Annotated in this window: 24 protein-coding genes; 12 read left to right on the forward strand and 12 right to left on the reverse strand. The window is 29.6% G+C overall.

What is annotated here, in order from left to right; genetic code table 11:
• Positions 1-528 (forward strand): molybdopterin adenylyltransferase, encoded by a 528-nt coding sequence (gene mog, locus CAMP5118_RS01810; RefSeq protein WP_039618174.1) that lies wholly within the window; start codon positions 1-3, stop codon positions 526-528.
• A gap of 12 nt (positions 529-540) precedes the next feature.
• Here mog and CAMP5118_RS01815 read toward each other — a convergent pair whose 3' ends face one another.
• The 10 genes from CAMP5118_RS01815 to CAMP5118_RS01860 are packed head-to-tail and all read right to left on the reverse strand — an operon-like array spanning position 541 to position 8,242.
• Entirely contained in the window at positions 541-915 is a 375-nt protein-coding gene (locus CAMP5118_RS01815; protein WP_337216462.1) for a rhodanese-like domain-containing protein, read from the reverse strand.
• Positions 916-917: 2 nt separating this feature from the next.
• Complete coding sequence (locus tag CAMP5118_RS01820; protein WP_257936695.1) at positions 918-1,250, reverse strand: rhodanese-like domain-containing protein; 333 nt, start codon at positions 1,248-1,250, stop codon at positions 918-920.
• Positions 1,247-3,076 (reverse strand): molecular chaperone HtpG, encoded by a 1,830-nt coding sequence (gene htpG / locus CAMP5118_RS01825; protein WP_337216463.1) that lies wholly within the window; start codon positions 3,074-3,076, stop codon positions 1,247-1,249. Before htpG ends, CAMP5118_RS01820 begins: the two co-directional genes overlap by 4 nt.
• A gap of 11 nt (positions 3,077-3,087) precedes the next feature.
• Positions 3,088-3,456: a fluoride efflux transporter CrcB gene (gene crcB, locus CAMP5118_RS01830; RefSeq protein ID WP_337196854.1), complete on the reverse strand. Its 369-nt coding sequence runs from the start codon at positions 3,454-3,456 to the stop codon at positions 3,088-3,090.
• On the reverse strand, positions 3,453-4,142 hold the full coding sequence (locus CAMP5118_RS01835; RefSeq protein WP_263725356.1) for a lysophospholipid acyltransferase family protein: 690 nt from the start codon (positions 4,140-4,142) through the stop codon (positions 3,453-3,455). The genes crcB and CAMP5118_RS01835 overlap by 4 nt, the downstream gene beginning before the upstream one ends.
• Positions 4,120-5,325, reverse strand: a complete 1,206-nt coding sequence (locus CAMP5118_RS01840; RefSeq protein ID WP_337216464.1) for a hypothetical protein — start codon at positions 5,323-5,325, stop codon at positions 4,120-4,122. The genes CAMP5118_RS01835 and CAMP5118_RS01840 overlap by 23 nt, the downstream gene beginning before the upstream one ends.
• Positions 5,319-5,969, reverse strand: a complete 651-nt coding sequence (gene purQ, locus CAMP5118_RS01845; RefSeq protein ID WP_337216465.1) for a phosphoribosylformylglycinamidine synthase I — start codon at positions 5,967-5,969, stop codon at positions 5,319-5,321. The genes CAMP5118_RS01840 and purQ overlap by 7 nt, the downstream gene beginning before the upstream one ends.
• Positions 5,966-6,202 (reverse strand): phosphoribosylformylglycinamidine synthase subunit PurS, encoded by a 237-nt coding sequence (gene purS, locus CAMP5118_RS01850; protein ID WP_337216466.1) that lies wholly within the window; start codon positions 6,200-6,202, stop codon positions 5,966-5,968. Before purS ends, purQ begins: the two co-directional genes overlap by 4 nt.
• An 8-nt stretch (positions 6,203-6,210) precedes the next feature.
• A complete protein-coding gene (gene purC, locus CAMP5118_RS01855) occupies positions 6,211-6,924 on the reverse strand; it encodes a phosphoribosylaminoimidazolesuccinocarboxamide synthase (protein ID WP_149062286.1) in 714 nt (237 codons plus the stop codon).
• Position 6,925: 1 nt separating this feature from the next.
• Positions 6,926-8,242, reverse strand: a complete 1,317-nt coding sequence (locus CAMP5118_RS01860) for a S41 family peptidase (protein WP_337216467.1) — start codon at positions 8,240-8,242, stop codon at positions 6,926-6,928.
• 207 nt (positions 8,243-8,449) lie between these two features.
• Between CAMP5118_RS01860 and CAMP5118_RS01865 the strand changes: the two genes are divergently transcribed.
• The 5 genes from CAMP5118_RS01865 to CAMP5118_RS01885 all read left to right on the forward strand — a co-directional run bounded on the left by CAMP5118_RS01865 (position 8,450) and on the right by CAMP5118_RS01885 (position 15,278).
• Positions 8,450-11,023, forward strand: coding sequence for an ATP-dependent Clp protease ATP-binding subunit (locus CAMP5118_RS01865; protein WP_337216468.1), 2,574 nt, complete (start codon positions 8,450-8,452; stop codon positions 11,021-11,023).
• A 159-nt stretch (positions 11,024-11,182) separates the two neighbouring features.
• On the forward strand, positions 11,183-12,322 hold the full coding sequence (locus tag CAMP5118_RS01870) for a hydrogenase small subunit (RefSeq protein ID WP_337216469.1): 1,140 nt from the start codon (positions 11,183-11,185) through the stop codon (positions 12,320-12,322).
• A gap of 2 nt (positions 12,323-12,324) precedes the next feature.
• On the forward strand, positions 12,325-14,040 hold the full coding sequence (locus CAMP5118_RS01875; protein WP_337216470.1) for a nickel-dependent hydrogenase large subunit: 1,716 nt from the start codon (positions 12,325-12,327) through the stop codon (positions 14,038-14,040).
• A gap of 15 nt (positions 14,041-14,055) precedes the next feature.
• Positions 14,056-14,748, forward strand: a complete 693-nt coding sequence (gene cybH / locus CAMP5118_RS01880) for a Ni/Fe-hydrogenase, b-type cytochrome subunit (RefSeq protein WP_263663354.1) — start codon at positions 14,056-14,058, stop codon at positions 14,746-14,748.
• Positions 14,745-15,278: a HyaD/HybD family hydrogenase maturation endopeptidase gene (locus CAMP5118_RS01885; RefSeq protein WP_337216471.1), complete on the forward strand. Its 534-nt coding sequence runs from the start codon at positions 14,745-14,747 to the stop codon at positions 15,276-15,278. The genes cybH and CAMP5118_RS01885 overlap by 4 nt, the downstream gene beginning before the upstream one ends.
• A 20-nt stretch (positions 15,279-15,298) precedes the next feature.
• Here the strand turns inward: CAMP5118_RS01885 and CAMP5118_RS01890 are convergent, their stop codons facing one another.
• Positions 15,299-15,721, reverse strand: a complete 423-nt coding sequence (locus CAMP5118_RS01890; RefSeq protein ID WP_263708355.1) for a PepSY-like domain-containing protein — start codon at positions 15,719-15,721, stop codon at positions 15,299-15,301.
• A 133-nt stretch (positions 15,722-15,854) separates the two neighbouring features.
• Here CAMP5118_RS01890 and gltX point away from each other — a divergent pair, with 133 nt between their 5' ends.
• Genes gltX through CAMP5118_RS01905 form a run of 3 tightly spaced genes read left to right on the forward strand, consistent with a single transcriptional unit; the run spans position 15,855 to position 19,077 of the window.
• Entirely contained in the window at positions 15,855-17,150 is a 1,296-nt protein-coding gene (gene gltX, locus CAMP5118_RS01895) for a glutamate--tRNA ligase (RefSeq protein ID WP_337216472.1), read from the forward strand.
• A gap of 1 nt (position 17,151) precedes the next feature.
• Positions 17,152-17,439 (forward strand): YggT family protein, encoded by a 288-nt coding sequence (locus CAMP5118_RS01900; RefSeq protein ID WP_263708357.1) that lies wholly within the window; start codon positions 17,152-17,154, stop codon positions 17,437-17,439.
• Complete coding sequence (locus CAMP5118_RS01905; protein WP_337216473.1) at positions 17,440-19,077, forward strand: lytic transglycosylase domain-containing protein; 1,638 nt, start codon at positions 17,440-17,442, stop codon at positions 19,075-19,077.
• Here CAMP5118_RS01905 and CAMP5118_RS01910 read toward each other — a convergent pair.
• On the reverse strand, positions 18,965-19,459 hold the full coding sequence (locus CAMP5118_RS01910; protein ID WP_337214675.1) for a hypothetical protein: 495 nt from the start codon (positions 19,457-19,459) through the stop codon (positions 18,965-18,967). The genes CAMP5118_RS01905 and CAMP5118_RS01910 overlap by 113 nt on opposite strands.
• Positions 19,460-19,545: 86 nt before the next feature.
• Between CAMP5118_RS01910 and mobB the strand changes: the two genes are divergently transcribed.
• The 3 genes from mobB to CAMP5118_RS01925 are packed head-to-tail and all read left to right on the forward strand — an operon-like array spanning position 19,546 to position 21,077.
• Entirely contained in the window at positions 19,546-20,025 is a 480-nt protein-coding gene (gene mobB, locus CAMP5118_RS01915) for a molybdopterin-guanine dinucleotide biosynthesis protein B (RefSeq protein WP_337216474.1), read from the forward strand.
• A gap of 9 nt (positions 20,026-20,034) precedes the next feature.
• Positions 20,035-20,883, forward strand: a complete 849-nt coding sequence (locus CAMP5118_RS01920; RefSeq protein ID WP_337216475.1) for a class 1 fructose-bisphosphatase — start codon at positions 20,035-20,037, stop codon at positions 20,881-20,883.
• Complete coding sequence (locus tag CAMP5118_RS01925) at positions 20,883-21,077, forward strand: hypothetical protein (protein WP_263702588.1); 195 nt, start codon at positions 20,883-20,885, stop codon at positions 21,075-21,077. Before CAMP5118_RS01920 ends, CAMP5118_RS01925 begins: the two co-directional genes overlap by 1 nt.
• Positions 21,078-21,081 lie beyond the last annotated feature (4 nt).

The following is a 21,081-nucleotide window of genomic DNA, read 5'->3' on the forward strand; positions in this document are numbered from 1 at the left end:
ATGGTAAAAATAGGAATTTTAGTACTTTCAGATAGAGCAAGTAGTGGAGTTTATGAAGATAAATCCGGAGTAGAGATAGAAAAAATTTTAGATTCTTATATAAAAAATGAAAAAAGCTTTTATTATGAGCTAATTCCTGATGAGTATGATTTAATTATAGAAAAATTAGCTTATTTGGCTGATGAAGTAAAATGTGATTTGATTTTTACTACAGGGGGTACAGGGCCTGCTTTGCGTGATGTGACACCAGAAGCAACACAAGCAGTGTGCGATAAAATGCTTCCAGGTTTTGGGGAGTTAATGCGTGCAAAAAGCTTAGAATATGTACCAACAGCTATACTTTCAAGACAAAGCGCGGGTATAAAAGGAAAATCATTGATTATTAACTTACCGGGTAATCCAAAAGCTATAAGAGAATGCATTGAGCCTATATTTCCTGCTATACCTTATTGTGTGGATTTAATAGGTGGAGCTTATATTGAAAATAATGAAGAAGTAATTTCTGTATTTAGACCAAAGAAAAAGTAAGTCTAGCTAGACTTACTTTGAGGTTTTATAACCTTGTGATAAAAGTGCGTTCATACCGCCTTTTAAATTAGTAACTTCTATACCGTTTTGATCTAGTAAAGCAGAAGCTTTAGCGCTTCTTGAACCACTTCTACAAACTATAGTGATAGGTTTACTACTTGAAATCTTTTTAATTTCCTCGATGAAATTTTCATTTAAGCTACCATCTTCATTGTAAAAGCTAATTTTAATGGCATTTTTTATAGTACCAGTTTGCGCCCATTCGCTAGGTTTTCTAACATCAATTACTTGATAATTTTCTAAAATTCCTGCGTTAATATCGATATTTTTAACTTCTGCTAAAACAAAACTAGCACAAAGTGCCAAAGATAAAAATATTTTTTTCATAATCAACCTTCTTTTGTTGCTTCATAACCTTGCGATAAAAGTGCTACCATGCCACCATCTAAATTAGTGCATTCTATACCTAGAGTATCTTCTATCATCATAGCAGTGTGTTTGCTTCTTGAGCCTGTAGCACATACAAAAGCTATGTTTTTATTTTGATAATCTACTTTTTCTTTAAACTCTTGGATGAAATTTTCATTCATAAAGCCATTATCATCGCAAAGTGCGATGAGTATAGCTTCTTTTATAACCCCGCTTTTCCATTCGCTAGGAGTTCTTACATCTATAATGCAAAATTCGTGTAAAATATCTTTAGAAATAGCTATATTTTTCATTTTTCTAAAGCCTTAGAAACGATTTTGCTTAAGGTATTGTTAAATTCACTAGGGTTATCTATACCCATACCTTCGCTAAGTTTAGCCATATTTAAAAGAATATGTGCCATTTCATTAGCTAAGGTATCATTTTCTTTTAAGGCTTTTAAAATTTCATGATTAGGATTGATTTCAAGTATAGGTTTAACTTGTTGTTCTTGTCCCATTTGTTTAAGAATTTGTTGCATAGCAAAATCAGGTTTATTTTGATCATAAACAATACAACTTGGACTATTTGAAAGTCTTTGGCTAAGTTTTACCTCTTCAACTTCATCTTTTAAAACTTCTTTTATTTTGATGAGTAAGCTTGCAAATTCAGCCTTTTGTTCTTCGCTAGTTTCTTCACTAGCTAGATGATTGATAGCACTAAATTTTAAGCCTTCAAATTCATTCATCATAGGCATAACTATGGTATCAATTTCCTCATCAAACAATAAAACATTGATATTTTTTTGTTTATAACTTTCAAGAAGAGGAGAATTTCTTAAAAGTTTTTCATTTTTTCCACTAATATAAAAAATTTCATTTTGTCCTTCAGCTAAGTTTTGTTTATACTCTTCAAGATCAATTAATTCTTCTTTATTTGAGTTTTTAAAGTATAAAAGCTTAGCTATAGCGTCTTTATTTTCGCCAAAACCATATAAACCTTCTTTTAAAACTTTTCCAAAATTCTCATGGAATTTAAGATAGTTTTCTTTATCTTTTTCTTTGAATTTTTTAAGTTCAGCTAAGATTTTTTTAACACTTGCTTCTTGAACGCTTTTTAAAATTTTATTTTCTTGTAAAATTTCACGACTTACATTAAGCGGTAAATCTTCTACATCAATAATCCCGCGTACAAATCTTAAATAAGTTGGTAATAATTCTTTATCATCATCGCTGATAAAAACTCTTTTAACATAAAGTTTTAAACCACTTTTATAATCTACTCTATATAAATCAAATGGAGCTTGTGCAGGTATAAAGAATAAAGAATTATATTCTATAGAACCTTCAGCTTTTGTGTGGATATAAAGCATAGGTTTGTTTGAGTCATGAAAGTTTTGCTCATAAAATCTTTCATAATCTTCAGCTTTTAAGCTTGCTTTATTTTGTCTCCATAAAGCACTTGCTGTGTTAATTTGAGTGTTTTTTAATTCTTTTTTAGGTTCTTTTTCACCTTCTTCTAATGGCAAATATTCTTCTTTTTCCATAAAAATAGGAAATTGTATGTGGTTTGAGTATTTTTCTACTATACTTTCAATGCGGTATGAGTTTAAAAATTCTTCATCTTTTAAATGTAAGGTTATGCAAGTGCCTTGCTCATCTTTATTTGCATCTTCTATTTCATAACCACTAGCATCAGAAGTCCAAAGATAAGCTTTATCATCTAATGCTTTTTTGCTTAAAACTTCTATTTTAGAAGCCACCATAAAAGCAGAGTAAAAGCCTACACCAAATTGTCCTATAAGTTGAGAGTCTTTTTTGGCATCACCACTTAAGTTTTCTAAAAAGCTTTTTGTACCACTTTTAGCAATGGTTCCAAGATGATTGATCAAATCTTCTTTATTCATACCTATACCATTATCACTTATGGTTAGGGTTTTTGCTTCTTGATTGAAGTTGATTTGAATTTTTGGTTCAAATTTTAAATTTTTATAAGCATCATCACTCACGCTTAGATAACTAAGTTTATCAAGTGCATCGCTTGCGTTAGAAATAAGCTCTCTTAAAAAAATTTCTTTGTTTGAATACAAAGAATGAATCATAAGTTGTAAAAGTTGATTAACTTCAGTTTGAAATTGCATTTATATCTCCTTTATTTAAAAATTAAAAAACCAATCCATACTGCCAAAAGACAAAGGATAACATTTAAAATAATATTTAGAAAAAAGTGAAAATAATCACCACTTTGCAAAAATAGCAAATTTTCATAAGAAAAAGTTGAAAAAGTCGTAAAAGCACTTAAAAAACCTGTGCTAATTAAACTTTTAGTAAAAATATGCACACCTTTAGAGTTTGCATAAGAAAAAAACAAGCCCATTAAAAAAGATCCTATGATATTAACAAGTAAAGTACCATAGGGAAAATCATGTGGAATGATTTTATTAAAAAAGCTACTAGTAAGCATTCTAGATACAGCCCCTAAAAAGCCACCAAAACCTACAGCCAAAACCGTACTAATCAAGCTTTTGACCTTTCATTATCTAAGATTGTTTGCATTTTTTCTCTAGTTTGCTCAAGCCAATCATCTTTACTTATATCAACAAGATCAAGAAATACTACTTTTAAAACACCACTTTTTGCACTAAAGTTTTGTGTGTCTAAAATTTTAGCTGAATCAACAATTACCACAGGTTGGACTTTTAGATTAAGTTTTTCACTTAAAATTTTAGCTCCAACTTTAAATTTTAAAAGTTTTTGCGTTTTAGATCTTGTACCTTCTGGAAAAATAGCCAAAATTCTATCTTCTTTTAGTCTTTCTTTAGCTTCTTTTAGAAGTTTTACTAGACCTTTTGGACTTCTATCTATACAAATAATTTTAGGTTTTTTAATCAAAGTTTTAAAAACGGGGAGTTCACCAAGTTCTTTTTTTGCTATCCAAGATATATTTTTTGGACATAAATCTTCCAAAACAACTATATCTAACAAGCTTTGGTGATTGATTAAAAGTAAATTAGCTTGAGGGTGTATAGAACCTTGAGTTTGGATTTTATAATTTATTATATATTTTTGCAGTTTTGACCATGCTTTTCTGATTTTCCAAATTTTTTCTTGTGATTGCAATAATAAAAAGGCAATGCATAAAAATATAATAGATAAAATAAATTCAATCCAAAATACTAAAGCTTTAAATCTTTGATAAATCTTCACTTTTTACCCAGCCTATTTTTCCATTATTAAATAAAATTTTTTTATATTCATCTCTTGAATCTAACACTTCTACTTCTTGGTTATATTTTCCAGAATAAAAATGAGTTGAGTTAAGAGTTGGTAAAATTTGCACTTTGCTTTCAGCCTTTAATATGGCTTTGTATATGTTATTTTGGGCTAAAAAACTTGCTATTAGAGCCAAAATTGCTAAGCCTAAAGCTACATAGCTTTTCTTAAATACAAACCATAAAGCAAAAATACCACACAAGCTCCACAAAAATACTTGTTTGTAAAAATTAAAGTCATTAGTTTTTGGATTTAAATCACTTTGCGTGCTTATGCTATCTTCTTTAAGTTCTATTTTTAAAGAAAAATCTTTTAATTCTTTAGAATTTAAATTAAAATAAGAAAAATCAAAGCGTGTTTTGCTTTTATCTAAAATAGCATAATAAAACCCACTTTGTTTTTCAAAATCACCTTTAATAGCCTCTACGCCTTGTTTTTGAATATCTTTTATATTAAAACTTGCTAGGTTTGTGTTTTCTCCTGCAAGTTCTATAAATAAAATCATATTATCATTGTCAAAATGGCTTGCTTTTACTTGTTTTACTTCTAAATTACTTGCAACTATGTGTGAGTATTTGTTAGAAGGAGCGTCGATTTTTTTAAGTCTAATAGGTTTTATAATTAGTGATGAGCTTTGAAAAATATGATCATTTCTGCTTAAAGAAACGATGATTTTATTTAAATTAGCATTTAAACTTTTTGCTTCAAACCATAATTTTGTGTGATATGAATTAGCCTTTTGCTCCCAAATAGGATTAGGATTAATCCAAAGCATATCGTCATTTTTTTCAAAGCTCATATTTAAATCAAAACTTACATTAGTTGTGGTGATAACCTCAAGATCTATAGCAAAAGCTTCATCTATGTAAGCCTCATCAGTGTATTCTTTTGCATTTAATACTAAAGAACCTTGAGGAATAAAATTTTCATCATTGATTTTACTTTCATAGTTACTCTCATCACTTGGAGCGATAGTTTGATATATTTGCTTAGCTTGATCGTCTAATTGATTGTAATTTTTTTCTAGGGTGTTATAATCTTCAAAAACGCTATTTTCTTGAGCATATAAATTAAACGCTAGTAAAAAAACACAAAAAACTTTGAAGGTTTTTAGCAATTTAAAAATCCTTCAAACATTTTAAGTCCTACTTTTGAGCCAAGTATATCATCACACATTCTTTCAGGGTGTGGCATAAGTCCAAAAACTTTTTTATTCTCATCACAAATTCCAGCTATATCGTTTAAAGATCCATTTGGATTATTGATATATCTTAATAAAATCATATCTTTATCTTCTAGCATTTTAATACCATCTTCGCTATTAAAATAATTTCCTTCTCCATGAGCAATAGGCAATTCTATAATGTCATTTTTTTGGAAATTTTTCAAAAAAGCATTATTGTTTGATACTACTTGCAATGCTTGCATTTTAGAAATAAAACTTAAGCTATTATTATGTTTCATAGCTCCCTTTAAAAGACCAAGTTCTAATAAAATTTGAAAACCATTGCAAATACCTAGGACATATCTACCTTTTTGTACATGTTCTTTAAGTGTTTTCATAGCAGGAGCAAGTTTTGCAATGGCTGCACATCTTAAATAATCTCCATAAGAAAATCCACCTGGTAAAACAATTAAATCTGCGCTAAAATCTTGTCTTTCATGCCAAATGATTTCAGTTTTTACACCTAGTTTTTCAAAAGCATAAGCTGTATCAAACTCGCAATTAGTTCCGGGAAAACGAATAATAGCTACTTTCATAATATTATCTCATAATCTTCTATCACAATATTTGCAAGCAATTCTTTACACATTAAATCAACATGTTTTAAAGCTTCTTCTTTATTATCACAAGCTATATCAAAACTAATTTGTTTTGAGGTTTTAACATTTGATATGTTATTAAAATCTAAAGAATGCAAAGCCTTTTCTATGGCTTTGCCTTGAGGATCTAAAACCCCGTTTTTTAGTGTGATATTTATAATTACTTTCATTATTTTTCCTAACTTAGAATTCTTTTTAATACTTCTTCATAGGCCATTTTTACATTACCTAGGTCTTGTCTGAAGCGATCTTTGTCTAATTTTTCATTAGTTTTGCTATCCCAAAATCTACAACTATCAGGGCTAATTTCATCAGCTAGTATCATATTTCCTTCACTATCAATACCAAATTCTAATTTAAAATCAATCAATCTTAAACCTTTAGATTCAAAGAATTTAACCAAGATAGAATTGATTTGTCTTGCAATGTTTTTTATTAATTCTAAATCTTTTTCACTTTTTACTAAATTTAAAATCAAACAATGCTCATCATTGATAATAGGATCGCCTAAATCATCATTTTTATAACAAAACTCAACTACAGCAAAAGGTAAAATCGTACCCTCTTTAATGCCCAATCTTTTTGTTAAAGATCCTGTGGCTACATTTCTAGTAATAACTTCAATAGGTATAATATTGCATTTTTTTACAATTTGTTCTTTATCGCTGATAGTTTCTACTAGGTGTGTTTTAATACCTTCTTTTTCTAAAAGATGAAAAATTTCAGTACTAATTTTACAATTTAACGCACCTTTTCCCGCTTCATTACCTCTTTTTTCTGCATTAAAAGCAGTTAAATCATCTTTAAATTCCGTGATGAGTAAATTCTCATCATCAGTTTTAAACATTTTTTTACCTTTTCCCTCGTATAAAAGATCTAGTTTTGTTGCCATTTTACTCTCCTTTTGTGATGTTTAAAATTTTGATTGCATCTATTGCAGTTTTTAATTGTATATCATTATCAATTTGTTCTTTGGTGATGATATTTTTATCTTCTTTATTATCTTTTTTCTTTTCTTGATGTCCGATTTTATCAAGTTCAGCTTGTAAGTGTTTTTTTAGATCGCTTTCTTTGATTTCAAAGCCATGATTTTCTTCTTTACTTACTTTTCCTGGGAATACTTCTATATCAGGACTAACCCCGACAGCTTGTATGGTTCTACCACTTGGTAAATAATATTTTGCTATAGTAAGTCTTAAGCCTTCTTTGCCTTTTTCATCCATAGGTAATATAAGTTGCACACTACCTTTTCCAAATGTTTTTTCGCCTATGATAATAGCACGTTTGAAATCTTGTAAAGCTCCGCTTACAATCTCACTTGCACTCGCACTACCACCATTTACAAGCACTACTAAAGGTGCGTTGGTGATTTTTTTACTAGGATTTGCTTTAAATTCTACATTCTCATTTTCTATTTTTCCTTTTTGTGAGACAATGACTCCTTTATCTACAAAAAGATTTACTAAGCCTACAGCTTGATTTAAAATACCACCTGGGTTGGTTCTAAGATCTAGTATAATTCCTTTTACATTAGAATGTTTTTTGATAGCTTTACTAGCTTCATCTGCGACATTTTTATCAAAATTAGTCACTCTTAAATAAAGCAAGTTTTCATTTTCGATTAATTTTGTATAAACGCTATCTACTTTTATAATATCTCTTTTTAAATTGACATCAAATGGTTTTGCATCGCCTTTTCTATAGATAGTTAGAGTGACCTTTGTCTTGGGTTCTCCGCGCATTTTAGAAACAGCTTCATTTAAAGTCATACCTAAGGTTGATTCGTTATTAATTCTTAAGATAATATCATCAGTTTTAATGCCTGCTTTATCTGCTGGACTTCCTTCTATAGGAGCTACAACGCTAATTGCTCCATCTTTTTGCGTAATAGTAAAGCCAAGTCCACCAAATTCTCCATTAGTTTGCTCTTTAAGTTCTTTATAACCTTTTTCATCTAAGAAAGAAGAATGAGCATCTAAATTTGTTAGTAAGCCTGCTATGGATTTATCAACCAAATCTGTATAATTAACATCATCAACATAGTATTGTTCTATGATGGACATGGTTCTTGTGAGTTTAGATAAAGCTTCTATTTTCTTTTCTGCTTCACTAGGAGCGGGGTTTTTAGCTTGTAAATTAGTAAAAATAAAAGAAGCGGCTACTAAACTACAAATGCTAGCTGCGATAATAAGATTTCTTTTTGTCTTCAAAGGAAAAACTCCAAAATAAATATGAATTTATAAAATAATTATCTAATTTTAGTTATTTTTGCTTAAAAAATCGTAAATAAAGTAAATATTTTTATTATATTAGTGTGTTTATATAAAAAATTATTTATAAATATAACTAAATAAACTTGACAATAATAGACTAAAGTTATATAATACATCTCATATAAAAGTAAAAAAGGAGTAAAAATGGCAAATATACAAGATTTTTTAACAGATTCTATGCTTTCAAATATAGAAAGTGCGATTTCTTTGGCCATTCATTCTAAGAATAGTGAAATAAAACCTTTGCATTTATTATGGGCTTTAAGTGTTGATAGTTCAAGCTTGCTAAATCAAGTTTTTAATAAACTAAATGTTTCTAAAGAGGCATTTGAGCTAGAAGTAAAAAGTAAAATTTCATCTTTTCCTACTAGCTCAAATGTAAATAAAGATAATATTAAATTTTCAAATGAATTTATTAATTCTTTAGAAAAAGCAAAAGGCTTGGCTTTAGAAAACAAAGATAGCTATTTGGCTGTGGATATGTGGCTTGTCTCAGAAAGTACGAGCGGGGTTATTAAAGAACTTTTATCTAAATTTGTAGATTTAAATGAATTTAAAAAAGAATTAGAATTTATTAGAGCTGGAGCTAAAATAGAAACCAAAACAAGCGATGAAACGCTTGATTCTTTGTCTAAATTTGGTATTGATTTGACTATGAAAGCTAAAAACAATGAACTTGATCCTGTCATAGGCAGGGAAGAAGAAATTCAAAGATTAATGCAAATTTTAATCAGAAAAACTAAAAATAATCCTATTTTATTAGGTGAGCCAGGGGTAGGAAAAACTGCTGTAGTAGAAGCTTTAGCACAAAGAATAGTAAAAAAAGATGTTCCTACTTCATTGCAAAATAAAAAAGTCATAGCCTTGGATATGAGTGCTTTAATAGCAGGAGCAAAATACAGAGGTGAATTTGAAGATAGATTAAAAGCTGTTGTAAATGAAGTAATAAAACACAAAAATATAATTTTATTTATAGATGAAATTCACACCATTGTAGGTGCAGGTGCAAATGAAGGAAGTATGGATGCGGCAAATATTTTAAAACCTGCTTTAGCAAGAGGTGAGCTTCATACTATAGGCGCTACAACCTTAAAAGAATATAGAAAATATTTTGAAAAAGATGCGGCTTTGCAAAGAAGATTTCAACCTGTAAATGTAGCTGAACCTAGCGTGAATGAAGCTTTAGCAATGTTAAGAGGTATAAAAGAGAAATTAGAAATTCATCATAATGTAACTATTAATGATAGTGCATTGGTAGCAGCTGCAAAACTATCTAAGCGTTATATAGCTAATAGATTTTTACCTGATAAGGCGATTGATTTAATTGATGAGGCCGCAGCAGAATTAAAAATGCAAATAGAAAGTGAGCCAAATTCTTTAAGAAAGGTTAGAAAACAAATTGAAAGCTTAGAAGTAGAAAATGAAGCTTTAAAAATGGAAGAAAATGAAATTAATGAAAAAAGATTAGAAGAGATTAAAAAAGAATTAGCAAATTTAAAAGAAGAGCAAATCAAACTTAATGCTAAATTTGAAAATGAAAAAGCAGTATTTAATGGCATAAGTGCAAAGAAAAAAGAAATCGATACTTTAAAAAATGAAGCTATTTTAGCTAAAAATAAAGGAGATTTCCAAAAGGCTGCTGAAATAGAATATGGCAAAATTTTAGAGTGCGAAAAAGAGGTATTAAATTTAGAGGAAAAATGGAAACAAATGACCCAAAAAGGAGTTTTACTTAAAAACCAAGTAGATGAGGATTTAGTAGCTAGTATTTTAAGTAAATGGACGGGTATTAGCGTGCAAAAAATGCTTACTTCTGAAAAGCAAAAATATTTACACATTCAAGAGTATTTACAAGAAAGCGTCATAGGGCAAGATGAGGCTTTAAGTGCCTTGGCTAAAGCTATTAAGCGTAATAAAGCAGGGCTAAATCAAGCAACTAAGCCTATAGGAAGCTTTTTGTTTTTAGGGCCAACTGGAGTAGGTAAGACAGAAAGTGCTAAAGCTTTGGCTAAATTTTTATTTGATGATGAAAAAGCTATGGTGCGTTTTGATATGAGTGAATTTATGGAAAAACATAGCGTATCAAGACTTTTAGGTGCACCTCCAGGGTATATAGGGCATGAAGAAGGCGGGGAACTAACCGAAGCTGTTAGAAGAAAGCCTTATAGTGTGATTTTATTTGATGAAGTAGAAAAAGCTCATAAGGATGTATTTAATATACTTTTGGGAATTTTAGATGATGGTAGGGCTACAGATAGTAAAGGTGTAACGGTTGATTTTACTAATACTATCATTATCTTAACTTCTAATATAGGTGCAAATTTTATCATGGAGCTAAAGGGCGAAGAAAGAGAAAAAGCTATTAAAGAAGCTCTTAGAAGCTTTTTTAGACCTGAGTTTTTAAATCGTTTGGATGATATTATTACTTTTAATCCTTTGGGAGAAAGTGAAGCTGAAAAAATAGTTAAATTGCTTTTTAATACCTTGCAAAAAAGTCTTGAAAATAGAGGTATTAAAGCAAGCTTGAGCGATAATGCTGCTAGGTTAATAGCAAAGGTTGGTTTTGATGTTGATTTTGGTGCAAGACCATTAAAAAGAGCTTTATATGACATGGTAGAAGATAAATTAAGTGATATGATATTATCTGATGAATTAAATGAAAATGATGAGATTATTATAGATTCTAAAGATGATGAGATTGTCATCATTAAACAATAAGCAAGTGCAATACTTGCTTATTTTAGAGTAAAATTATCCTATTAACATTAAATTGTAAATACTTCGTATATTTGTTTAAAAAAATATTATTTTTTATCTATTCTTAACAATAAATGTTTTAAAATCTTTAATGATATTTCTATATTTAAGGAACAACAAATGAGTGATTTAGATATTTTTAATCGCCGTTTAGACGCATTAGAAAAACTTCCTCTTTTGAAAAATGAGATTTCTATCTCTAAAGTCTTAGAACAATCAGGTTTTTCAAGAAGAGATTTTATGAAATGGGCTAGTGCAATGACTGCATTTTTAGCACTACCTGCTAGTTTTACTCCAGTAGTTGCAAGAGCTGCTGAGCTTAGTGATAGACTTCCAGTGATTTGGCTTCATATGGCTGAATGTACAGGATGTTCTGAGAGTTTATTAAGAAGTGATGCTCCTACTATTGATAGTTTAATTTTTGATCATATTTCTTTAGAATATCATGAAACTATAATGGGTGCAGCAGGTTGGCAGGCTGAGCATAATCTTGAAGCTGCTATGGAAAAATATAAAGGTAGATATATTTTAATGGTAGAAGGTGGTATACCAACAGGTGCTACAGAAAACTTTTTAACCATAGGACCACACGGTAAAACAGGCAAGCAAATAGCAGTTCAAGCTTGTGATAATGCTTTGGCTATTTTTGCTATAGGCACCTGTTCAGCTTTTGGTGGTATTCAAGCTGCTAGACCTAATCCAAGTAATGCTGTGAGTTTAAGTAAAGTTACAAATAAAACAGTTATTAACGTTCCAGGTTGTCCTCCAAGCGAGAAAAACATTATAGGTAATGTGATTCATTATATATTGTATCAAACATTGCCAGCGCTTGATGCTTATAATAGACCAAAATGGGCTTATGGATTAAGAATTCATGATCTTTGTGAAAGAAGAGGACGCTTTGATGCGGGTGAATTTGTGCAACAATTTGGTGATGAAGGGGCAAAAAAGGGATATTGTCTTTATAAGGTAGGTTGTAAAGGACCTTATACTTTTAATAATTGCTCAAGAGAAAGATTTAATCAACATACTTCATGGCCAATCCAAGCTGGACATGGTTGTATAGGTTGTTCTGAACCAGATTTTTGGGATACTATGGGGCCTTTTGAAGAAGTGATGGCAGGAAGATTATTTGATACTGTTTATGGTTTGGGTGCTGATAGTATTTCAGATAAAATTGGTATAGGTGTGCTTTGTGTAACAGGTGTTGCTGTTGCTGCGCATGCTGTGATTGCTTCATTAGAAAAGAATAAGGATTAAGAATGTCAAAAAGAATTATTATAGATCCACTTACTAGAATAGAAGGACACTTAAGAGTTGAAGTGGTGGTTGATGAAAATAATGTCATTAAAGAAGCATATTCAGGATCAACTCTATGGAGAGGTTTGGAAACTATTGTAAAAGGTCGTGATCCAAGAGATGCAGGCTTTTTAACTCAAAGAATTTGCGGTGTTTGTACTTTTTCACACTATAGAGCAGGGATTATTGCGGTAGAAAATGCTTTAGGTATTACCCCACCATTAAATGCTGTTTTAACTAGAACTTTAATGAATGCAGCTTTATACATGCATGATCATGTGGTGCATTTTTATCAACTTCATGGGCTTGATTTTGTTGATGTTGTAAGTGCTTTAAGTGCTGATGTAAAAAAAGCAAGTGATGAAGCGTTTAAATACACCGATATGCCTTATGCAACAGGTGCAGATAAACTTTTAGAAGTACAGCAAAGACTAAAAACCTTTGTAGATAAAGGAAATCTTGGACCATTTGCAAATGCTTATTATGGACACGCAACTTATCGCTTTACTCCTGAGCAAAACCTTATTGCGCTTTCACATTATTTAGAATGTTTAAGAATTCAAAGAACAATAGCTCAAGCTATGGCGATTTTTGGTGCTAAAAATCCTCATCCACAAAGCTTAACAGTAGGTGGTGTGACTTGTGTTATGGATCTTTTAAACCCATCAAGAATGGCTGAATATATGACTAAATTCCAAGAAGTAGCTGATTTTATTAATCGTGCTTATTATCCAGATATCATAATGGCTGCAAAAGCTTATTCTAAAGAAGCAAGTGTGTTAAATGATGTAGGGGTAAATAATTTCTACACCGAAAAAGAATTCCAAGTTTCTAGCGATGAGTGGCTGTTTGAAGGTGGTATTATTAGAAATGGTGATTTGAGTAAGGTTGAAGAAGTAGATGAAGCTAAAATCACTGAAGAAGCTACAAGATCATGGTATGCAGATAATGAAGCTTTACATCCTTATGATGGCAAAACTAATCCAAACTATACAGGCTTAATTGATGGTGAAAGCATTGATGATAAAGGTAATATAGTTCATAGTAAGGTATTTGATACTAAAGGTAAATACAGCTGGATTAAAGCTCCAAGATATGAAAATTTACCTATGCAAGTTGGACCATTAGCAAATATTTTAGTAAATTATGCTAAGGGTAATAAAATCGTAGTAGAAGCGGTTGATTCATTCTTAAAAGCTACGAATTTACCAGTTAAAGCACTTATGAGTACTTTAGGAAGAACGGGTGCTAGAGCGATTGAAGCTAAAATCATTGCTGATCATGGTTTAAAAGCATTTAATTCTTTGGTTGAAAATTTAAAAACAGATGAAAGCACTTGTGCTACTTATGTAATTGATAAAAACAAAGAATACAAAGGTAGATTTATGGGAAGTGCGCCTCGTGGTGCGTTGAGTCATTGGTGTAGAATTAAAAATGGTGTAATTGAAAATTGGCAAGCAGTAGTACCTTCTACTTGGAATGCAAGTCCAAAAGACGCAAATGGAGTAGGTGGTAGCTATGAGCAATGTCTTATCGGTATGAAACTAGCTGATGTTAAACAGCCTTTAGAGGTAATAAGAGCTATTCACTCTTATGATCCTTGTATAGCATGTGCTGTGCATGTAATGGATACTAAAGGCAATAATCTTAGCGAGTATAAAGTTAATGTAAATTTATAAGGAAAGGACTTTAGTATGGATTCTAAACATTCCTTAAAATCAAATAGAAAGGCTGAATACGAATTTAGTATTGGCCTTCGTTTTACACATTGGTTAAGAGCAGTTGCGATCGTGATTTTAGTAGGGACTGGATATTATATTTCTTATGTGTTTCAATCTCCATCTATTTCATCTGAACCAACTTTATTTATGCAGGCAAAATACCGTATGGTACACCAAATTTTTGGATTTATCTTAATAGCTTGTGTGATTTTTAAAACATATTTGTTCTTTTTTGATTCAAAAAGTGATGGTGAGAGAAAAAGCATAAAAGATATTTTTAATGTAAAATTATGGATAGAGCAGATTAAATTTTACATTTTCTTAGGAAAGCACCCGCATTTGCAAGGTGTATATAATCCTTTGCAATTTGTAACTTATTTTTTCTTTTATCTTGTTATGTTTGGACTTATCTTAACAGGATTAATCCTTTATATGCATGTATATCATGAAGGCTTGGGTGGATTTTTATATAACATCTTAAGACCTATTGAAGTAATGTTAGGTGGATTGGCCGATGTTAGAACCTACCATAGAATTTTAATGTGGATTGTGTTGATTTTTGTTCCAGTGCATATTTATATGGCTGTGTTTAACTCAGTTAAAGGTAAAGATGGTGCTTTAGATGCTATCTTTAGTGGTTATAAATTTGTAAGAGAAAATCATTGAAACTTCTAATCTTAGGTATTGGTAATATTATGTTTGCAGATGAGGGCTTAGGCGTTCATCTTTGCAAACTTTTAGAAAAAAATTATAAGTTTTATCACGAAAAAGACTCAGTAAGCTTTGTAGATGGTGGAACTTTGGCTTTACAACTTAGTTATATTATAGCTGAATATGATGAAATGGTTGTGATTGATTGTATTGCAGCAGATGATGCTAAGATCGGAGATATTTTTTTCTTTCCTTATGATGCAATGCCCAAAAAAGTTAATTGGAGTGGTAGTGCACATGAGGTTGAAATGCTTCAAACTTTACAATACATGGAGCTTATGGGAGATTTGCCTAAAACTCAAATTTTAGCCTGTGTGCCAAAGCGCATAGAACCATTGAGTTTTAAACTTTCAAAAGAAGTCTTGAGTGCTTTAGAAAAAATGGAGAAAATTTTACTTACTTTTTTAGAGAAAAAAGGCTTTACTTATGAGAGAGTTGCTAATTATAATATACAAGAGCTTGCTCTAAATTCTTATAAAAGCTAAGCAAAAGCTTAGCTTAATTTTTAATCATCAAATTTTTGTCCTAAGAAATTTCCATTTACATCAGTATAAATTTCCATCATATTATTTAGTTTAAATTTATAACCTTGAATTTCTTTTTCAACTTTAATTATACTTGCATTTGGGTGCATTTTCTTAATCGTTGTTAAAACATTTGGACTTAAAAAAGAAGTATCAATTGGTCTGTATTTTGCATCAATTTCTTTCCAATCTCCATTGATAAAAAACTCAAGTTCAGTTCCATTGTCTAAATAAACATCAAAACTATCAATATCTTGTTTAACTAAAGCTATGTTTGAGCCTGTAAAATGTTTTTGTATAAAATTTTTAGAATTTGCCGGTAAAGCATTTACACCTACAACCATATCTCTTGCAAAAACACAACTTGCTAGAGTTAATGCCACTAAAGCTATTTTTAATTTCATTTTTTATCCTTTAAATTGAATTATTTGTGAAATCATATAAATATTGAGTGAATTTTGTGTGAACTTTGTTTTTTTAAAATAAATAGCAAGTATTTAATTGTATAATGATAAAAAAGTTTTAAAAGGATAAATAATGTATAGGTTTGCACCATCGCCTACTGGAGATATGCATATTGGAAATTTAAGAGCAGCTTTGTTTAATTATATTAAAGCAAGACAAGAAAATACAGATTTTATTTTGCGTATTGAAGATACGGATAATGCTAGAAATATTGCTGGAAAAGAAGAGGAAATAAAAGCTATTTTAAAAGAATTTGGTATAACTTGGCAGCATTATTATGTACAAAGTGAGAATTTGAAATTTCATCGTCAAATGGCTTTAAAGCTAGTAAGTGAAAAAAAAGCTTTTGCTTGTTTTTGTACTGAGGATGAGTTAGCTCATAAAAAAGAATTAGCTAAAAGTAAAAATCAAGCATATAGATATGATGGTACTTGTGAAAAATTAGCAGATATTGATGTGTTAAATTGCGAAAAACCTTTTGTAATCCGTCTTAAAAAACCTCAATCTCAAATGAAATTTACTGATTATATTAAAGGTGAGATTAGTTTTAATCCTGAAGATATTGATAGTTTTGTGATTATGAGAGCAGATAAAACCCCAACTTATAATTTTGCTTGTGCGGTTGATGATATGCTAGAAGGTGTTACTTGTATTATAAGGGGAGAAGATCATGTTTCAAATACTCCTAAGCAAGAGCATATTAGAGCAAGTTTGGGTTATGATAAAAGCATGACTTATGCACATTTACCTATCATTTTAAATGAAGAAGGTGTTAAAATGAGCAAAAGAGAGGCTCATTCTAGTGTAAAATGGATGCTTGATAATGGATATTTAGCAAGTGCTATTGCAAATTATTTAATCCTTTTAGGCAATAAAACTCCAAAAGAGATTTTTACTTTAGAAGAAGCTATAGAATGGTTTGATTTGAAAAAAGTTTCAAAATCTCCTGCTAGATTTGACACTAAGCGCTTGATGCAAATTAACCGTGAGCATATAAAAATGCTTGATAATGATAAATTAAATTCTTTGTTAAATTTAGGCAAAGATGTAGCAGAGCTTGCAAAATTTTATACTCAAGAGGCTAGCACGCTAAATGAGATAAAAGAAAAAATACAAGCTATTTTTGCAGTTAAAAATTATAATGAATTTGAAAATGAGTGTAAGTTGATTAAAGAGATTTTAAAAGATTTGGATTTACCTCAAGAATATGATGAGTTCAAAAAGATTTTAATGGAAAAAACAAATTTAAAAGGTAAAAATTTCTTTATGCCTTTGCGTTTAGTATTAACAGGGACTACTCACGGACCTGAAATGAGTGAAATTTATACTTTAATCAAGCCTTTTATTAAAGAAATTATAAAGGAGTAAAATGGGAGTTGGAACAAGTTTGATTGTGTCTTTGGTGCAAATTTTTTCTTTAGTGATTGAAATTTATGTATGGATTATAATTATTGCTGCTTTAATTTCTTGGGTAAGGCCTGATCCATATAATCCTATAGTACAAATTTTATATCGTTTAACTAATCCTGCTTATGCTTTTGTAAGAAGATTTATCCCTACTACTATAGGAAGTATTGATTTAACACCTTTGATTATTATTTTAGGGCTTAAATTTATACAAATATTTTTATCAAATTTAATTTTAGGAAGTTTATAAGTGTTGAAAAAAAGTGTGGTATTACTCTTAGCTGGAGTAGTTTTTGCAAATAGTGCTATGTATTCTTATAAAGAATTAGAGCAAAAACCAAATTCTTTAGCTAAGGATTATTATTTATATCGTTTATTAGAAAAAAATGAATTTAAAAAAGAAGAAGTTGAGGGTTTAAAAGAACATATTTATCGTTATGCAGGGCGTATTAAAAATGCTATTGAAACGATCATTCCGCCTTTGGGATATAATAAAAAATATGAAGCTTGTTATAAATTTAATGCGCAAAATATCTTAGATGCTAATGCTACTTGTCAGCTTATAAGATTAAACAGTTTAACTTTTATACAAGATCTTAATACTTCAACGCGTAATGAGATGAAAAAAATTATTCCACAAGATAATCCAAATTTAGTAAAGCTTTTAGAAGCTTTTAATGCTAAAGATCCTCTAAGTTATACGGTTTTAAATTATGATAGTGCAAATTTTTATAAAATTTATGGCTTTTTAAAAGATAAAAAGGATTTTTTCTTAGAAAAAGATTTTGTTGATGAGTTAGTAAAAGAAAAAGAATTTACAAATTTTGTAAAAGAAATTATCATTAAGAAAAAAAGTCCATTGATAAGAAAATCTTTGGTCAATGTGGATGCAAATTTAACTTTTCAAGATAATGCTTTTTATCTGGGAGTGAATGCTATTTTAGAAAATGACGATAAAAAAGCACTGGAATTTTTCCAAGTAGCAAAAGATACTTTTAAAAGCAAGCCTTTAGTAGATAATGCAAATTTTTGGATTTATTTAATCACTCAAGATAAAAAGTATCTTGATGAGCTTGCTCAAAGTGATTCTTTAAATATTTATAGTCTTTATGCAAGAGAGTTAAAAGGCTTGCCTTTGCCTAAAATAGAAAAATTAAAGCCAAAAAAACAAAAAAATGACTTTGATATGAAAGATCCTTTTGCTTGGCAAAAACTTGCAAAAGAAATTGCAAAAGGTGCTCCTAATGAGCTAGAAAAGCTTGCAAAAGATTTTTATACTAAAGAAAATATCGCTATTTATGCTTATATTAAAGAAAGAGCTGAGGGTTTTAAAAAACATTATTTTATTATGCCTTATTTTGAGTATTTAAAAGATTATTCTACACAAAGAAAGGCTATGATTTTAGCTTTAGCTAGACAAGAAAGCCGTTTTATCCCAACAGCTATTTCAACCTCTTATGCTTTAGGTATTATGCAATTTATTCCATTTTTAGCTAATCATATAGGCAATAAAGAATTGCAAATTCCAAATTTTGACCAAGATATGCTTTTTGACCCAAAAACAGCTTATACTTTTGCAAATCATCATTTAGATTATTTAGAATCTAAGCTTAATTCTCCGGTATTTGTGGCTTATGCTTATAATGGAGGTATAGGATTTACCACTAGAATGCTCAAAAGAGAAGATATGTTTAGAGCAGGAAAGTACGAGCCATTTTTATCTATGGAGCTTGTTCCTTATGCAGAAAGTAGGGTGTATGCTAAAAAGGTTTTAGCTAATTATATTGTGTATTTGCATCTTCTGAACGATAATACACCGATTTCGAAATTTTTTGAAACTTTAACTCAAAACACTGATTCTCAAAACACAAATCAAGTTTTAAAATAGGTTTTTGTACCAACTCATCAAGGGTGATTTTGTAATAACTTGCATAATCACTTTTGATGATATATTTAAACAACTCATCATTTTGATCTAAGGCTTTTAAGTTAGTTTTTTCTCCATCTATGAGTATTGAAATTTGTTCTTGTTTGATATTGATATTTGGTAAAAAACTAAGCACAAAAACTTCTTTTTGGCTTTTTTCATCTAATACAGGATTTAGATAACTTAACAAAGCTACTACTCTATTATCTTTATAATTAAAATTGATTTTTTGTGCATACATAAGAGTTTGACTTTTTAAATCGATTTCACTTTGTTTTTGGGTTTTATTTGAGCATGCAGTAAAAATAAGTGTTAAAAAAATAATCATATAAATTTTTTTCATATTTTATTCCTAATTTTTTTATAATTATAAGCTTTTAACTTTTAAAAAGATATAATTTTGTTTATTTTCTTTGATTTAAGGAAGTTATGAAAAGATTAGCAATGGCTTTTAGTGGGCCTTCCAATTCAGGTAAAACAACTTTAATAACCCAAGTTGCTAAATATTTTATGGAACAAAATTATAAAGTATGTATTATAAAACATGATCCAAAAGATAAAGCAAGTTTTGATATAGCAAAAAAAGATAGTTTTAAATTTTTTCAAAGTGGTGCTGATGTAATGGTTTTAAGCCCTACAAGAACAACTTTATTTACACATTCTCTAAGTACTTTAGATGAAGCTATTTTCAAACTAGGGGAATTTGATTTTTTATTTATAGAGGGCTTAAAAACCTTAGATATGCCAAGAATTAGTGTTTTTTGCAAAGAAGTAGATGAGAGCTATTTTGCTTATTCTAAGGCTATTGCAAGCTATGAGAAAATCGAAAATAAAAATTTAACTTGGCTTTATTTGGATGATTTAGAAAGTATTTGTGATTTTATATTAAAAAATTCAAAAAAAGTATAGGGGTAAAATATGCAAGAATTAATTAACGATATGCAAAAAGCAGTGATTGAAATTTCAAAAGAACTTAGATATTTAAAAGATTTTGATTATACTACTTCTCAAAATGCTACTGGAGATAATCAATTAAAACTCGATGTAAAAAGTGATGAGATCATCACTAGAATTTTAAAGCAAAGCAAAGGTATAAAAAGCTTAATTAGTGAAGAAAAACAAGAGCAATTATTAATCAATGAAAATGAAAAATACATTGTTGCTTATGATCCTTTAGATGGCTCATCTTTGGTAGATGTGAATTTTGCTATAGGTTCTATTTTTGCTATTTATGAGCAAAAGGCTAGTACAAAAAATCTAAAAGCGGCAGTTTATGCTATTTATGGTGTGCGTTTAGAGCTTATAGTATGCATAGATACTCCTAAGCTTTATAGGTTAAATGAAAATGATGAATTTGTTTTTGTTAAGGATTTAAAATTAAATGAAAAAGGCAAATTAAATGCAAGTGGTGGGACACAAAAAAATTGGTCAAATACTCATAGAGCTTTTATAAAATCTTTATTTGATGAAGGATATCGCTTAAGATATTCAGGTGCTATGGTAAGTGATTTACACCAAATTTTACTCAAAGGTGGAGGATTATTTTCATATCCTGCAACAAGTGATGCACCAAATGGAAAATTAAGAGCATATTTTGAGGTATTTCCTTTTGCTTTTATTTTTGAAAAAGCAGGAGGGCTTTCTACTAATGGAGAAAATAACTCTTTACTTGATTTAGAATTTGAAAAAATCCATGCAAGTACACCATGCTTTTTGGGCTCAAAATATGAAATTGAAAAACTAAAACAAGCTTATAAAGGGCTTTAATGACTGAAGTTAAAGATGAATTTGAACTAGCTTTAGAAGTTAAAAAAAACGAACTTCAAGCTTGTCAAAATGATAAAAACTTAAAATCTTGTTTACCTTGCTCTATGATTTTTGAGTGCTCTTTAAGAAAAGAGTATATTGATGCAGTTTATAAGAGTATGTCTAAAGGTAAAGAAGGTGGATTTGATTTTTAATTAA

Source organism: Campylobacter sp. LMG 7929, assembly GCF_024723595.1.
In the GTDB taxonomy this organism is placed as follows: domain Bacteria; phylum Campylobacterota; class Campylobacteria; order Campylobacterales; family Campylobacteraceae; genus Campylobacter_D.

Excerpts from the sequence above, each read along its gene's own strand:
- CAMP5118_RS01925 (WP_263702588.1), top strand. The coding sequence starts at position 20,883 with ATGACTGAAGTTAAAGATGAATTTGAACTAGCTTTAGAAGTTAAAAAA.
- mobB (WP_337216474.1), top strand. The coding sequence starts at position 19,546 with ATGAAAAGATTAGCAATGGCTTTTAGTGGGCCTTCCAATTCAGGTAAA.
- CAMP5118_RS01910 (WP_337214675.1), bottom strand. The coding sequence starts at position 19,459 with ATGAAAAAAATTTATATGATTATTTTTTTAACACTTATTTTTACTGCA.
- gltX (WP_337216472.1), top strand. The coding sequence starts at position 15,855 with ATGTATAGGTTTGCACCATCGCCTACTGGAGATATGCATATTGGAAAT.
- CAMP5118_RS01815 (WP_337216462.1), bottom strand. The coding sequence starts at position 915 with ATGAAAAAAATATTTTTATCTTTGGCACTTTGTGCTAGTTTTGTTTTA.
- cybH (WP_263663354.1), top strand. The coding sequence starts at position 14,056 with ATGGATTCTAAACATTCCTTAAAATCAAATAGAAAGGCTGAATACGAA.
- purS (WP_337216466.1), bottom strand. The coding sequence starts at position 6,202 with ATGAAAGTAATTATAAATATCACACTAAAAAACGGGGTTTTAGATCCT.
- CAMP5118_RS01875 (WP_337216470.1), top strand. The coding sequence starts at position 12,325 with ATGTCAAAAAGAATTATTATAGATCCACTTACTAGAATAGAAGGACAC.
- CAMP5118_RS01900 (WP_263708357.1), top strand. The coding sequence starts at position 17,152 with ATGGGAGTTGGAACAAGTTTGATTGTGTCTTTGGTGCAAATTTTTTCT.
- CAMP5118_RS01865 (WP_337216468.1), top strand. The coding sequence starts at position 8,450 with ATGGCAAATATACAAGATTTTTTAACAGATTCTATGCTTTCAAATATA.
- htpG (WP_337216463.1), bottom strand. The coding sequence starts at position 3,076 with ATGCAATTTCAAACTGAAGTTAATCAACTTTTACAACTTATGATTCAT.
- purC (WP_149062286.1), bottom strand. The coding sequence starts at position 6,924 with ATGGCAACAAAACTAGATCTTTTATACGAGGGAAAAGGTAAAAAAATG.
- CAMP5118_RS01920 (WP_337216475.1), top strand. The coding sequence starts at position 20,035 with ATGCAAGAATTAATTAACGATATGCAAAAAGCAGTGATTGAAATTTCA.
- CAMP5118_RS01870 (WP_337216469.1), top strand. The coding sequence starts at position 11,183 with ATGAGTGATTTAGATATTTTTAATCGCCGTTTAGACGCATTAGAAAAA.
- mog (WP_039618174.1), top strand. The coding sequence starts at position 1 with ATGGTAAAAATAGGAATTTTAGTACTTTCAGATAGAGCAAGTAGTGGA.
- purQ (WP_337216465.1), bottom strand. The coding sequence starts at position 5,969 with ATGAAAGTAGCTATTATTCGTTTTCCCGGAACTAATTGCGAGTTTGAT.
- CAMP5118_RS01820 (WP_257936695.1), bottom strand. The coding sequence starts at position 1,250 with ATGAAAAATATAGCTATTTCTAAAGATATTTTACACGAATTTTGCATT.
- CAMP5118_RS01890 (WP_263708355.1), bottom strand. The coding sequence starts at position 15,721 with ATGAAATTAAAAATAGCTTTAGTGGCATTAACTCTAGCAAGTTGTGTT.